Origin of the sequence: Nocardia sp. CS682, from assembly GCF_004634405.1 — a bacterium.
GTDB classification, from domain to species: domain Bacteria; phylum Actinomycetota; class Actinomycetes; order Mycobacteriales; family Mycobacteriaceae; genus Nocardia; species Nocardia ninae.
Genome location: NZ_CP029710.1, coordinates 7,964,635 through 7,978,162 on the forward strand (window position 1 = coordinate 7,964,635; position 13,528 = coordinate 7,978,162).

The window sequence follows — 13,528 nt, forward strand, 5'->3', positions numbered from 1 at the left end:
TCAATGAAAATCGCCTTGTTGGGTACCGGATTCGGGCAAGCCCACGCCGCGGTATATGCCGCCCGTGACGACGTCGAGGTCGTCGTATTCGGCCGCACCCCGGCGGCGCTGGCCCGCATCCATGACAGCCACGGTTTCACCACCACCACCGACCTGGACGGTCTCTACGACGACCCCACTATCGACCTCATCGACATCTGCCTGCCGACCGCGCTGCACGCAGAACACGCATTGCGCGCGCTGGCAGCGGGCAAACACGTGCTCTGCGAGCTCCCGCTGGCCTTGACCATGTCCGATGCCGAGCAGGTGACCGCGGCGGCCGAGGCCGGCGATCGCCAAGTGTTCGTGGACATGTTCGACCGATTCGGCCCGGCCAACCGGCTCCTGTTCGATGCCGTACGCGCGGGCACCTACGGCACGCTGGTAGCGCTGGAACTCGACATGCACACGGCATTGCGGTGGCCGGGCTACGACCTCGGCCTCGACTCCATCGCCCTGGACGTCATGCACGGTGACCTCGATATCGTCACCCAGTTGCTCGGTGTCCCCGAATCGGTGTCCACGTCGGGAATCGCCGGTGGGCAACGAGGTTCGGCCGCACACGCGGTTCTCAGCTATCCGGCCGCGACCGCTCGGGTGAGCGCGTCATCGTTGATGCCGGACGCGTACGGCTCGCGTGGCGGCTACCGCGCGACCTTCACCGACGGCGTCCTGGAACATTACTTCGGCGAGGTTGGCGAGGTTGGCGAGGACGTCACGGTCGTCGAGTACACCGCCGCGGGGCGGCGCGTACTGACCGCGCAGGGCTCCGACAGCTACACCGCGATGATCGAGCACGTCCTGGCGTGCTTGCGTGGCGAAGCCGACAATTGCATCGCACTGTCGAGCGTGCTCGACGCCCTCGCGCTCACCCTCGATATCCACCATGCGATCCAGCCGGCGCCGAGGTCTGGACCGGTCAGCTGACCGGGGTGATCTCGCAGGTGAGCTCAGGATCGAGGAGCCCACGGCTGAATCCAACAGGGTGGTGAGGTAGCCGCGGACCTGCGGGAGCTCACCCGCTTCTGGCTCGGCGAGCTCACCTGGAATCAACTGCGGGCCGGTGCCGTCGAGATGGCATGCCCGAGCGCGCTTACGCCGGGCGTTCTCCGGCTATCTGCTCCGGTCCACCTCAGGGGCGGACGGCGGTGGTCAGGCGGGCCAGCGTAGGTAGCGAGAGAGGTGGGTCGGAGGTGGGTTCGGTCTGGCGGCCCACTGAGTCGAGGTAGTCGGCCAGGGTGATGCCGGTGGCGTACCAGTCGTGGGCGGCGAACCATTCCACGGCGTCGCTGCGCTGTTCGTTGTAGATCAGGTGTGCCCAGTCGATCCAGCTGTGCGGGGCGGAGTCGGGATCCTCGAGCAGTGCGGTGTGGGCCTGGTCGGGGAGTGGGTCCAGTTCTTCGATGGCGACGCGGCTGCCGGGGGCGCTGGTTCGGTCGACGGCGGCGAACAGTTGATCGACGGCGGTGGCGGGGAGGTAGGGGAGTAGCCCTTCGGCGAGCCAGGCGGTCGGGGCGGCTGAATCGAAGCCCTTCTCGCGCAATGCTGTCGGCCAGTCCTCGCGCAGATCCACCGGCACCTCGCGGCGGTCGGCGCGGGGCTTGTCGCCGTGGGCGGCCAAGGTCTGCCGCTTGAATTCCAGCACCTGCGGGCGGTCGAGTTCGTAGACGACCGTGCCGTTGGGCCAGGTCAGACGGTAGGCACGCGCGTCGAGGCCGGCGGCCAGAATGACGATCTGGCGCACGCCCGCAGCGATGGCTGCCGCGAAATAGTCGTCGAAGTATTTGGTGCGCGCGGCCTGGAAGGTTTGGAAGGGCAGGCCGAAGTCGGGGTCGAGGAGCGGATGCTCGGTCGTCTTACCGTCGAGCAGATCGGCCCACTCCGGTCCCGCGGCGCGCACGAAGACCTCGGCGAGCGGATCGACGGCCAGTGGATCGGGGCCGCGCGCGGCCAGCGCGCGAGCCGCGGCGACGAACAGTGCCGTGGACCCGACGCTGGTGTTGATGTCCCAGGTATCTCCCTCGGTACGCACGATCGCCAACTTACCTGCCATCTGGAACTATTGCACCAACTCGTCGGTTTCTTTACGCCGCCGCAGCGGTTTCGCGCTGCCGGGTCGCCGGGGTGGGCCAGCGGCGGTGGTCGGCGTCGATGACGTAGGCGTGGGTGTGCCGGTAGAAGCGGTCGTCCACGCGGACGGCGTCGGCGAGGCGGGCCGGGTCGATGGTGCCGATTTCGTGCAGGTGGGTCACCATCTCGGGGTCGTGGCGCGGCCACATCCGCAGTGCCACAGCGATTCCCACACCCGCAAGGGCCGTGAGGGTTACCCACGTGGCGGTGAACCCGGCGGCGGTGGTGAGCCATCCGGCGATCGGGTAGGTGACCAGCCAGGCCAGGTGCGAGAGCGAGAACTGGGCCGCGAAGAGCGCGGGTCGGTCGGCGGGTTGCGACGAGCGCCGCAGGACCTGGCCGATCGGTGTGAGGATCGCGGCAGTACCGGCACCGATCACTGCCCATACCGCGGTCGCGGCGGTCCAGCGCCAGTCACCGCTGCCCGCGGTCGACAGCGCGGTGCCCGACCCGAGGCCGAGGAGCAGCGTTGCCGTACCCGTGAGCATGACCGGCCGTGGGCCGATCCGATCCAGGACGCCGGGCAAGGCCAACGCGATCACCATGGTGCCGAACCCGTTGGCGGCCAACAGCATCGCCACGCCGGATTGCGTCCCGCCGAGGGTGTCGCGGACGTAGTTCACGGTGTTGACCATGATCACCGATCCCGCAGCCGCGACCACGAGGTTGAGGCCGAGCAGACCGCGCAGCCGGGGCGTCGCGGCGAAGATCCGCGTGCCTACCGTGCTGCGCTCGCGGAAGGAGCCCGGTGTGCCTGCGGTCGCGTTCGGGATGCGGGTGGCGAGCACCAGCGCGGCCGAGACGACGAATCCGATTGCCGTGCCGACGAATAACCAGTGGAAGCTGATCACCGCCAGTGCGGCCGCGGCGAGCATGGGGCTCAGCAGTGTTTCCATGGTCGCGGCGGTTTGGGCCGCCGAGAGCGCCCGGGTGTATTCACGCTCGTCGGGCAGGATATCGGGAATGATCGCCTGATAGGTGGGAGTAAAAGCGGCGGAGGCGGTTTGCAGCAGGGCGATGAGCAGATAGATCTGCCACACCTGGTCGATGAAAGGCAGTGCCAGCACTACGACGGCTCGAATCCCGTTGAGTGACACCAGAAATAGTCGACGAGGGAAGCGGTCGGCGTAAGCGGCCACCACCGGTGCGACGGTGACATAGACCAGCATCTTGATGGTCAATGCGGTGCCGAGCACGGCCGCCGCGTTACCACCGGCGAGCTCGTAAGCGAGCAAACCCAATGCAACGGTGGTCAATCCGGTACCGAAGAGCGCGGACAGCTGAGCGGTGAACAGTTTCAGATAGTCACGGTGCGCGAACAGGGTGGCGTTCATGGACGTGGCACGCATGGAAAACACTTCCTCGAATCAGATGGGGTGGGTCACGGCGGCCGGGACAGCAGCACTCGCACATGACGAGGTCCTTTCTGGGCAAGGGGTGGTCGGGTCGAATACCCGCCCACGCGAAACGATTTCAGGGATCAGACGGCGGTCGCGGTGAAGGCAGCGGTGCGCACGACATCGCCGTGCTTGAAATCCAAGAACAGCCGGTAGGTTCCAGGCCCGGGGACGACGGTGTGGAACGCGACGTCCGGACCGGGTGCGGTAACCCCGTCGCCGGGTTCACCGTTCGGGTGCACGTGCACGTAGGCCAGATCGCCGGCGCGGATGACGACCAGGTGACCGTAGGCGGCCAAGTAGGGCTGCAAGTCCGTGACCAGCTCCCCGTCTCTGCGCACGGTGAGGGTGAGCAGCCGCCCCTCGTCCGGGACCAGTTCGCCGTCCAGGGTCACTTCGTACCCGTCCACCAGCGCGGTGCGCACGGGCGCCGGGGTCGGGCGCGGCTCGTATGTGCCCGCGACAGCGAGATCCGCGCCGAGGGTGATGGTCTTACCGAGCGCTCGCGGCGCGATATCGGTGAAGACGCGATACATGCCTGCGGCGGGGAGGTTCAGGCGCACGGCCCAGGTCCCGTCGGCGGCGAGTTCGGGATGCACGTGCCAGAAGCCGGTCAGTTCGCGCTGCACCACGATCAGGTGCAGTTCGCGATCGTGGATGGGGGTGTACTCGGTGACCGGCGCGCCGTCCGGGCCGAGGATGCGGAACCGGAAGTCGATCGCGCCGGGTGTGGCGATCGGCGCGAGGAGTTGCAGGGTGTAGCCGTCCTGGGTGATCAGGAGTCCGCCGGGCAGTCCACCGCCGTGTGCGGCGTGGGCAACCGGAACCCCGTGTCCGGCGTGCGCACCGTGTCCAGCGTGGCCGATCGGCGCACCGTGCCCGGCCTGGGCAATCGGAGTCCCGTGCGCGGCGTGCTGGTCGTGTCCTGCGTGCGCGCCATGGTGATCGGTGTGGGTCGGTGTGGTCATCGTCTCGTCCTCTCGAATCTTGGTCTTGCTACGGAGAAATATATACCCCCCAGGGGTATGTCGACAACCCGGAGGAGCATGACACACCTCACACGTCCCAAGGCTGCGTCACCTGCGTGCGAAACCGTTTGTCCCCGAGGCGATAACCGCCGGCTCGCCAGTAATCACCGATGGCGCTGCGGTATCCCGCGACGGCGGAGATTGCCGCGCTGCCAGGCACACTCGCCCGGCGCAACAGCCGATCCGGTGGTAAAACTGCTGCACGCAAAGGAATTCGCTATAAGTCCTGGCTGGTGCTTACTATGGCCAGAGCTGACAGGCCGAAAACCGGCCGACCACGCGGTGTCTCGGACTCGGACGGCGAGGATAGACGCGCTGAGCCGGAGGTGCGCACCGTGCGATCGAACAGTGCTGTAAAGATGAGATGCCGACGTAGCAGCGAGACGGCGGTGGCGGGTCGGGTCGGTGCTCATGCCGGCCGATGCCCCGCACGACAGAAACTGGTGGAGGGCGTTGAGGTGTTGAGGTGTTGACAGCGCGGCTACGTGCTCCGGCCGAGCTGTCGGAGGGGGCGCGTCAGCGAGACATTCGGTCGTGGTTGCCTTTGTCGGCAGCGTTACTGGGCGGTGCGGTACTGCTCGGCTGGCGGGCCAGCGCCTACGGCAACTGGATAGTCGACGACGCCGGCATCACCTTCGCCTATGCGCGCAGCGGCGCCGAGGGCCTCGGCCCGGTGCTGCAACCCGGCGCACCGTCGGTGGAAGGGTTCTCCAATCCCACCTGGCTGCTCGTGCTGGTGGTGGGCAAATGGCTCGGTCTGTTCGACCGGGGCTCTCTGTTCGGCGTCCCCGACTACGTCCTCTTTCCCAAGGCGTTCGCCCTGCTCTGCTGCGTGGGGATCCTCGCCGCCTGCTATGTCGCCGCACGCCGGGTCTCGCGATGGCCCGCGGTGATCACCTTCGCGACCGCCGCGGTACTCGCCGTGATCCCCTCCTTCGTGATCTGGTGCTTCTCCGGCCTGGAGAACTCGCTCTTTGCGCTGGCGGTATGCGTGTTGGCGGTGCACCTGTTCCTGGCGGTGCTCGACGATCGATTGTGGACGCCCTCGGTGGCGGTGATAGCCGGTGGGCTGGCCGCGTTCGCCGCGTTGACCAGGCCCGACGGCCTCATCTATCTGGCCGCGTATCCGGCGGTCTCGCTGATCCTGGTGCGCCGCGCGACGTTGCCCGCCGCCCTCCGATGCGGGTTGTATTCGGCACTCGCATTCGCGATCCCCTTCGGGGCCTACTTGCTGTGGCGGATTGCCGAATTCGGCAGGCTGGTGCCGAACACTGCGGTTGCGAAACATCAGGCGACGCCGACTGTGCACGACCTGACCAGGGCAGGCGACCTGGTGCAATACGCGGGCGCACCCGCGGTGATCGTGGCCATCGGCGTGGTCGGTCTGACCCTCGCCCCCTCGAGTAAATGGCGCGACGCCGCGGTCGCATTGCTGGCACCGCTGGCCTTGGCGGTAATCGCCTATTGCGTGCTGCAACCGGACTGGATGGCGCAATTCCGGTTCGCCACCCCGGTGTGGGCGCTGGGTGCGTTCGTTGTCGTGCTCTCGGCAGCGGAGCTGCTGGAACGGTTGCGCAAACGTGGCCGGGTCCTGGTCGTGCTGACGCTGATCGGCGCCATGATCCCGTCCGGTGTCGCGTTCGCCGAGGCCAGCGAGTCGTACCGCGCCGACGCGGATGTGCCGCTGTGCTGGATCGCCATGCGCTTCGGACGCCTCTTCAACGGCTACGCGGACATCGCAGGCGTCCAGCAGGGCAGCTTGTTCGCTCCCGACATGGGTGGCACGTCGCTGACCTCACGCCTCGAACTGATCGACATGGCCGGGCTCGTCGAAGCGCGGATCGCGGACATCTACGCGGGCAACGACTCCACCGACCTCAGCGACTACATCTTCGAGGACCGCAAACCCACCTTCATCCATTCGCACGGGATCTGGCTACCCAACGAGATCACCTTCGACGCGCGAATCAACCGCGACTACTACCAGATTCATCGCTCGCTCGACCCCAACGTGCCGGATGAGGACTGGATCCGCAAGGACGCGGTCCGCGACGAAGCCAAGCTGCAAGAGCTACGCGAGTACGCGGGCAAGGTCCTGCCGACCCTGTTGGCGAAGTCCCAGCAATCGGGCTGTGGACCGACCCTGCGCCGGGGCCAAACTCTCGCAAGCTGACCAGCTCCCCGCTCGGTGCGGCGCAATCGTGGCCGGGACTGATTCCAGAGCGGCAAGGAAGCAGGCCGTGACTTGCGCAGGCCGGACATGCATCAATAATGCATCTTTTGAGTGTGGTCGGGTATCTGGCAAGCATGACGTCGATATCGGATCCAAGACTGGACGACGGTAACCCGACTGCGGACGCCTACGACGCTCGCACCGTCGCGGCCGTGGGAAAGCTCACCGAAGCGCTGGAAATCGTCGAAGTGGCGCGCGGGCATCTGTACAACTTCCACCGGCAGACCGGAACCGCGGACTTCGCCATCGAGGAAGCCGCCGAACTGCTCCGCGCAGCTGGCCACGACGAATTGGCTGATCAACTCACACGAGACCTGGTCGGGCGCAACGTGCTACCGGGTCGCTGGACCTTCCAGGTCGTCGAGGACTACGACGAGACCTACTACCGCTGTGTCCGGGACTGGGAAGAGCGGACGCGTCAGCTCACCGGCGGCCACCGCCACCTGCACGAGGCCGAGCTCAAAAGACAGCGCCGCACCGACGGACGGCGAGCCCATGAGGCCACTCCGGCGGAACGCGCCGAGTAATCGGCCGCGTTGCATCGAGTTTGCATCATTACTGCGCTACGCTTTGCGAGCATCCGACGGTAGGAGGCTCGGTGATGAGTAGCTTCGGGCAGGCCACCGAGGGGAGCGGCGGTGACGTGAGCGCGGTGAGTCGGTGAGCAACGATGAGCCGCTGGTCGAGTACACCGTCGGGATGGTGGCCCGCACGCTGGGCGTTCCCGTCGCGACATTGCGCAGCTGGAACCGGCGATATGGCCTGGGCCCGCCGCAGCATCTGCCGGGTCGGCACCGGCACTACACGCAGACCGATCTGGCGGTGACGGCTCGGATGGTCGACCTGGTGCGTGCGGGCGCCAGCCCGGCGAGCGCGGCGCTGGCCGCCCGCGCGGTGGCGGGCCCGGTGCCCGCACGCGGCGACATCGTGCCGGTGCTGTCGGCGGCCGAGCGGCTAGACCATGCCGAACTACTCGCCGCGATCACCGCGCACGTCATCCACTACGGCGTGGTCGTGACGTGGAACCAGTTGTGCCGCCCCGCTTTCGCGGAGATCGTCCGCAGGCAGCTCGGCGGCGCCGGACTGGTCGATGTCGAGCATCTGCTGTCCTGGGCGGTGACCACCAGCCTGCATCGGGCGGTGCCGTTGTTGCGCAACTCTGCCGATCGGGCGCCGATCGTGCTCGCCTGCACCGACGGGGAGAGTCATGTGCTCCCGTTGGAAGTACTGCGCGCCGCGCTGGCCGAGGTCGGGCTGCCCGCGCTGCTGCTCGGCGCGTCGGTGCCCGCCGACGCGTTGGCCGCCGCGCTGGCCAAGCATGAGCTCAAGCCGGTGGTGGTGCTGTGGTCGCAATCGCGGGACACCGCCCATCCGGTTCCGGCGGACCGCTCGCAGGCGGACTGGGTTCTGGCCGGGCCCGGGTGGCTGCCACGCGCGTCGTCGGCAGCGGCGGTTCGGGTCAACACCCTCGAGTCCGCCGTGGAAGAAGTGCAGCGTGCGGTGGCCTCGGAGGTCCGCTGACCTGCGCTTCCGGCGAGTCCGGCGCAGCACGCCGAATATGTGCATCGTTTTTGAATCATTTGCGGGTAGCATCGTGGGAGACCGGACTGACGATGGCGTCGAACGGTCTGCGATCGGACGTGAGTCCCGGCGCACGGCGACCGTTGCGGCGGTGCACGACATCGAGTGCGGGTGCGTCGGTGCCGGGGTGCCCGCGCGAGGTGCGGACAAACGGTCCGGATGTGCGGTGATGACAGCGAAGGAAGCTCGGCATGGCTCGATATCTCGTGGCGGTGAGTCCCATACCCGGTCATGTGGCGCCCATGCTCGCCGTCGCGGCGAATCTGCGCCGACGCGGCCATGAGGTGCGGATGCTCACCGGCGCGGCCTTCCGCGACACCATCGCGGCACAGGGCCTGCCTTGCTCGGTGCTCGCGGCCGACGCGGAAGTGCTGCGGTCTACCGCACCCGGCGGTACGCCGAACCTGATCCGTCGATGGCGAACCGGGCGCACGGAGCTGCGCTCGGGTTTTCTCGACCCGATCGTCGCGCAGTTCCGCGCATTGACCGCCGAGTTGAGCCGGACGGATTACGACGCGGTGCTCGTGGACGGGATGTTCACCGGTGCCGTTCCGCTGCTGCTGGGACGTCGCCCGCGGCCGCCGGTGCTGGCCTGCGGTGTGGTGCCGCTGATGTTGTCGAGCGCGGACACACCGCCGTTCGGCATGGGCTGGCAACCGCAACCGGGTCGCGACTACACGGCGATGCATCGGTTCGTGCGTCAGGTGTTGTTCCGCGACGGCCAACGTCGGTTGACTGCGATCCTGCGCGGGCTCGGTCTCGGGCCCGCGCCGGTTCATCTGTTCGATTGGCCGGTGCTCGCGGACCGGCTGCTCCAGTTCACGGTGCCCGGCTTCGAATATCCGCGGCGCGATCTACCGCCCTCGGTGGTATTCACCGGCCCGATACCGATCGACAGTCCGAAGGGTGCCGCGCTGCCGAGCTGGTGGAGCGAGCTGTCGGGCGCGCGGATCGTCGTCCATGTGACCCAGGGGACCTGGGACAACGCGGATCTGGGCCAGCTGGTCCGGCCTACTCTCACGGCGTTGAGCCGGCGCGCGGACGTCCGGGTGGTGGCGTGCACCGGTGGTTCCCGCGACGTGCTCGGTCCGCTACCGGCGAATGTGTATGCCGCCGAGTACGTTCCGTACACCCAGCTGCTGCCGCGTGTGGACGTGATGATCACCAACGGTGGCTATGGCGGTGTGCAGCAAGCGCTGCGCCATGGCGTGCCCCTGATCGTCGCGGGTGACACCGCCGACAAGCCGGAAGTCGCGGCGCGGGTCGCCTACACCGGTGCGGGCATCGATCTTGGCACCGCGCGGCCGGGCCCCGCCACCGTGGCCGCGGCCGTGGACCGGGTGCTGAGCAACGGCGAATTCCGCTTCGCCGCAACCAGGTTGGGTCAGCAAATGGCCAAAGCCGCGCCCTTCGATGTGATCTCGGATGTCCTCGCCGAAGTCGGCGCGGATCGGTCGTTGACCCGGATGTCGGCCTCGCGAAACGGAGAATGCCGGTGAGCACACTGTCTTTCGACCCCGCCCGGACATCATCGGCACCGGGGCTCGCCATGGGGTTCGAGCGCTGGCGTGCCGATACCCGCGCGCTGGTCCTCGACGAACTCACCGAATTCTTGCGACGGGTACGCGTGGCCGAACTCCGCGCCACCGGCGTCGACGACGTGCTGGCCCAATACGCCCTCGGCGGAAAGTGTCTGCGTTCCACCTTCATGTACCTCGGCTGGCTGTGCGCCGCCGACCCAGACCCCGCCGCGTTGCGCGCGTCGGCCAGCCTGGAACTGTTGCACGCCTTCGCATTACTGCAGGACGACGTCATGGACGCCGCCGTCCTGCGGCGCGGATCCGCGGCAGCACACCTGCGCTTGGCCGCACCGCACCGCGGCGGGCCCGAGACACCGCCCCGGTTCGGTGAGTCGGCCGCGATCCTGCTCGGTGACATGTGCCTGGTGTGGGCCGAGCAGATGCTGCGCGACAGTGGTGTCGGCGCCGTCGAGCTGGCCCGGTTATGGCCGCGCTACGACGCGATGCGGGTGGAGCTGGCGATGGGTCAGCTCGCGGATCTGGCCAACGACACGCGGGAACGGCCGACCCTGGACACGGTGCTCGACATCGCCCGCGCGAAATCGGGCAACTACACCGTCCGGCGCCCGCTCGAACTGGGCGCGGCGCTGGCGGGCGCCACCGGGTCGACGCTGAAAGCCCTCGGCCACTACGGAACTCGAATCGGCGAGGCATTCCAGCTGCGCGACGATCTGCTCGGGATCTTCGGCGCCGCCTCGATCACCGGCAAGCCGCAGGACAGCGATCTCGGCCAGCACAAAGCCACCAGCGTGGTCGTCGCGGCGTTGGATATGGCCGAGGCGCACGCGCGACGGGAACTGTCCGAGCTGCTCGACCGGCCCGAACTCGACGCCGCGGCGATCGAGCGCTGCCGGACGTTGATCGCGGCCTCGGGCGCCGCCGAACGCATCGAATCCATGATCGCCGACCGGGTCACCGATGCGCTGCTTGCGCTGCGGACGGGCGCGCTCGGCCCAGGGCCGCGGCACGCACTGGAACAGATGGCGCTGCTCTGTACCGCACGGCAGCTGTGACGAGAGGAAGCTGATGCGCACAGTCAACGGACGTACCGACCATGTCGTGGTGGTGGGCGCCGGGCTGGCCGGCCTGTCGACCGCGATGCACCTGGCCGGACGCGGGCGGACCGTCACGGTGGTCGAGCGCGAGTCGGTGCCGGGCGGCCGGATGGGGCGGCTCGATCTGCGTGGCTACCACATCGACACCGGCCCAACGGTATTGACGATGCCCGAGCTGATCGACGAGGTCTTCGCCGCGGTCGGCGAGCGGACCGCGGACCGGCTGGACCTGGTGCCGGTCGATCCGGCCTATCATGCGATCTACGCCGACGGGCGCACCCTCGACGTGCACAGTGACGAAGAGCGAATGGTGCAGGCCATCACCGCATTCGCGGGCGCCGAACAGGCCGCGGGCTATCGCAAGTTACGTGCGTGGCTGAGCCGGCTGTACGCGGCCGAGTTCGACGGGTTCATCGCGGCGAACTTCGAATCACCCCTGTCGATGCTGACCCCCGCGCTGGCCAGGCTGGCCGCGCTGGGCGGGTTCCGCCACTGGGACGGCAAAGTCGCCGAGTTCATCACCGACCCGGAGTTGCGGCGGGTGTTCACCTTCCAGTCGCTGTACGCCGGAGTCGCGCCGGACCGCGCGTTGGCCGCCTACGCGGTGATCGCCCACATGGACACCATGGCCGGAGTGTATTTCCCACGCGGCGGCATGCGGGCAGTGCCCGACGCCCTCGCGGCGGCGGCCGAGGCGGCGGGCGTGCGCTTCCGCTACGACGCAACGGTGACCGAGTTGGCGCGCGAAGGCAGCCGGGTGGTCGCGGTACAGACCGGCCGAGGCGAGCGGATCGCCTGTGATGCAGTGGTATTGACGACCGAGCGGCATCGTTCCTACGAACTGCTCGGGCATCGGTCGCGGCGTCCGATCGCCGTCCGGCCCGCGCCGTCCGCAGTGGTGCTCCACGTGGGCTGCGCGCGGGAACCACGAATTCCGCACCACTGCTTGCTGTTCGGCGCGGCATGGCACGAGGCTTTCCGCGACATCATCGAGGAAGGCCGGGTCATGTCCGACCCGTCGTTACTGGTAACGCGGCCGACGGCGGGTGATCCGGCCTTGGCGCCGGACGGACGTGATCTGCTCTACATCCTGGCTCCGGTGCCCAATCTCGCGCAGAGCGAGATCGATTGGGCGCGGACGGGACCCGAGTACGCGACCGAGATTCTCGAGCTCGCGCGGCGCAGACTCGGCGGCACGCTGCTGCGCGACGCCGAGCTGCTGCGGGTGGTCACCCCGGACGACTGGGCGAGCCAGGACATGCTGGCGGGCAGCCCGTTCGCGCTGGCACACACCTTTGCCCAGACCGGCCCGTTCCGGCCGACCAACATGCTTCGCGGCATCGACAACGCGGTGCTCGCGGGCGGGTCGACGGTGCCGGGCGTCGGCATCCCACCGGTGCTGATCTCCGGACGGCTTGCCGCCGACCGCATCACGGGGGTTGGGCAACGACTCGTCCGCCCCGCCGGTTCGGCGCTGGATCGGACCTCGAAATGACGCGCGCCGAGCTGGACGCGGCCGGAATCACCGACCCCGACCTACGACGGTCCTACCGCCTTTGCCGCGAGCTCAACGCCGCCCACGGCAAGACCTTCTTCCTCGCGACCAGGCTGCTCGCGCCCGACCAGCGTCCGGCCGTGCACGCGCTCTACGGATTCGCCCGGCGCGCCGACGACATCCTGGATGAATTCCAGCCGGAGCTGACCCCCGCTGAGCGGGCGGCCCGATTACAGGTCCTTGCTGGACAATTCAGCGACGCCGATGCGGCCGGTGATCCGGTGCTGGCCGCGGTGCTGCACACCGCGGACACCTATCGGATACCTCGCCGCTTGTTCGACGCCTTTCTGGAGTCCATGCGCATGGACTTGTCGGTCACCGACTATCCGAATCGTGCGGCCCTGGACCGGTATGTCTACGGGTCGGCGGAGGTGATCGGACTGCAACTGCTGCCGGTGCTCGGCACTACCGAATCGGTGGCGGCCGCCGCACCTTTTGCCGCCGCGCTCGGAAAAGCGTTCCAGCTGACCAACTTTCTGCGCGACGTCGATGAGGACCTGGCCCGCAACCGCGTCTACCTGCCCGCCGATGAACTGGCGGCGCACGGCGTGGACCGCGAGCTGCTGCTGTGGTGCCGTACGCGGCAACGTGTCGACCCGAAGGCTCGTCGCGCCCTGGCCGAACAGCATGAAATCACCAGGGATATCTATGCTTTCGCGCGCCACGGTATCGACTTGCTCGCGCCGCGCTCGCGTCCCTGCGTGACAACAGCATTGGTGCTGTACGGGGAGATCCTCGACCGCATCGAAGCCAATGATTTCGAGGTGTTCGGTCGGCGCGCCACGGTCGGCACCGCGCGCCGCATCAGGGTCGGTGCGACAGGTCTGCTGCGCGCGTGGCAGGCGCGCCGGGCGACGGTTCCCAGCAGGCCAGGTCCGGACGCTCCACACTCGCTCGATGCCGTCGATCATCGTGAGCACGGCTGAGGAG

Annotated in this window: 11 protein-coding genes; 8 read left to right on the forward strand and 3 right to left on the reverse strand. The window is 68.1% G+C overall.

All coding sequences use genetic code 11. The annotated features are described in order from the left end of the window. The first annotated feature begins 3 nt into the window (after nucleotides 1-3). Entirely contained in the window at nucleotides 4-966 is a 963-nt protein-coding gene (locus DMB37_RS36055; RefSeq protein WP_135236525.1) for a Gfo/Idh/MocA family protein, read from the forward strand. A 205-nt stretch (nucleotides 967-1,171) separates the two neighbouring features. Here DMB37_RS36055 and DMB37_RS36060 read toward each other — a convergent pair whose 3' ends face one another. From DMB37_RS36060 to DMB37_RS36070, 3 genes are all read right to left on the reverse strand, one after another. Next, on the reverse strand, nucleotides 1,172-2,071 hold the full coding sequence (locus DMB37_RS36060; RefSeq protein WP_135238031.1) for an SAM-dependent methyltransferase: 900 nt from the start codon (nucleotides 2,069-2,071) through the stop codon (nucleotides 1,172-1,174). A gap of 52 nt (nucleotides 2,072-2,123) precedes the next feature. Further along, on the reverse strand, nucleotides 2,124-3,503 hold the full coding sequence (locus DMB37_RS36065; RefSeq protein ID WP_135238032.1) for an MFS transporter: 1,380 nt from the start codon (nucleotides 3,501-3,503) through the stop codon (nucleotides 2,124-2,126). Nucleotides 3,504-3,649: 146 nt separating this feature from the next. Beyond that, nucleotides 3,650-4,534 (reverse strand): hypothetical protein, encoded by an 885-nt coding sequence (locus DMB37_RS36070; protein ID WP_135236526.1) that lies wholly within the window; start codon nucleotides 4,532-4,534, stop codon nucleotides 3,650-3,652. Nucleotides 4,535-5,060: 526 nt separating this feature from the next. Here DMB37_RS36070 and DMB37_RS36075 point away from each other — a divergent pair. The 7 genes from DMB37_RS36075 (at nucleotide 5,061) to DMB37_RS36105 (ending at nucleotide 13,524) form a co-directional block, all read left to right on the forward strand. Further along, nucleotides 5,061-6,767, forward strand: a complete 1,707-nt coding sequence (locus tag DMB37_RS36075; protein ID WP_240771813.1) for a hypothetical protein — start codon at nucleotides 5,061-5,063, stop codon at nucleotides 6,765-6,767. A gap of 134 nt (nucleotides 6,768-6,901) precedes the next feature. Continuing rightward, nucleotides 6,902-7,354: a hypothetical protein gene (locus DMB37_RS36080; RefSeq protein WP_206055095.1), complete on the forward strand. Its 453-nt coding sequence runs from the start codon at nucleotides 6,902-6,904 to the stop codon at nucleotides 7,352-7,354. A gap of 133 nt (nucleotides 7,355-7,487) precedes the next feature. Further along, entirely contained in the window at nucleotides 7,488-8,348 is an 861-nt protein-coding gene (locus DMB37_RS36085) for a MerR family transcriptional regulator (RefSeq protein ID WP_240771814.1), read from the forward strand. A gap of 251 nt (nucleotides 8,349-8,599) precedes the next feature. Beyond that, entirely contained in the window at nucleotides 8,600-9,907 is a 1,308-nt protein-coding gene (locus tag DMB37_RS36090; protein WP_135236527.1) for a glycosyltransferase, read from the forward strand. Continuing rightward, entirely contained in the window at nucleotides 9,898-11,001 is a 1,104-nt protein-coding gene (locus DMB37_RS36095; RefSeq protein WP_135236528.1) for a polyprenyl synthetase family protein, read from the forward strand. Before DMB37_RS36090 ends, DMB37_RS36095 begins: the two co-directional genes overlap by 10 nt. Before the next feature lie 13 nt (nucleotides 11,002-11,014). Then, nucleotides 11,015-12,538 carry a phytoene desaturase family protein gene (crtI, locus tag DMB37_RS36100; RefSeq protein WP_135236529.1) on the forward strand — a complete coding sequence of 508 codons (1,524 nt, stop codon included), beginning with the start codon at nucleotides 11,015-11,017 and terminating at the stop codon, nucleotides 12,536-12,538. Next, nucleotides 12,535-13,524 carry a phytoene/squalene synthase family protein gene (locus DMB37_RS36105; RefSeq protein ID WP_135236530.1) on the forward strand — a complete coding sequence of 330 codons (990 nt, stop codon included), beginning with the start codon at nucleotides 12,535-12,537 and terminating at the stop codon, nucleotides 13,522-13,524. Before crtI ends, DMB37_RS36105 begins: the two co-directional genes overlap by 4 nt. Nucleotides 13,525-13,528 lie beyond the last annotated feature (4 nt).

Coding starts and splice junctions, on each gene's coding strand:
- DMB37_RS36055 (WP_135236525.1), top strand. CDS start 4: ATGAAAATCGCCTTGTTGGGTACCGGATTCGGGCAAGCCCACGCCGCG.
- DMB37_RS36065 (WP_135238032.1), bottom strand. CDS start 3,503: ATGAACGCCACCCTGTTCGCGCACCGTGACTATCTGAAACTGTTCACC.
- DMB37_RS36070 (WP_135236526.1), bottom strand. CDS start 4,534: ATGACCACACCGACCCACACCGATCACCATGGCGCGCACGCAGGACAC.
- DMB37_RS36080 (WP_206055095.1), top strand. CDS start 6,902: ATGACGTCGATATCGGATCCAAGACTGGACGACGGTAACCCGACTGCG.
- DMB37_RS36090 (WP_135236527.1), top strand. CDS start 8,600: ATGGCTCGATATCTCGTGGCGGTGAGTCCCATACCCGGTCATGTGGCG.
- DMB37_RS36095 (WP_135236528.1), top strand. CDS start 9,898: ATGCCGGTGAGCACACTGTCTTTCGACCCCGCCCGGACATCATCGGCA.
- crtI (WP_135236529.1), top strand. CDS start 11,015: ATGCGCACAGTCAACGGACGTACCGACCATGTCGTGGTGGTGGGCGCC.
- DMB37_RS36105 (WP_135236530.1), top strand. CDS start 12,535: ATGACGCGCGCCGAGCTGGACGCGGCCGGAATCACCGACCCCGACCTA.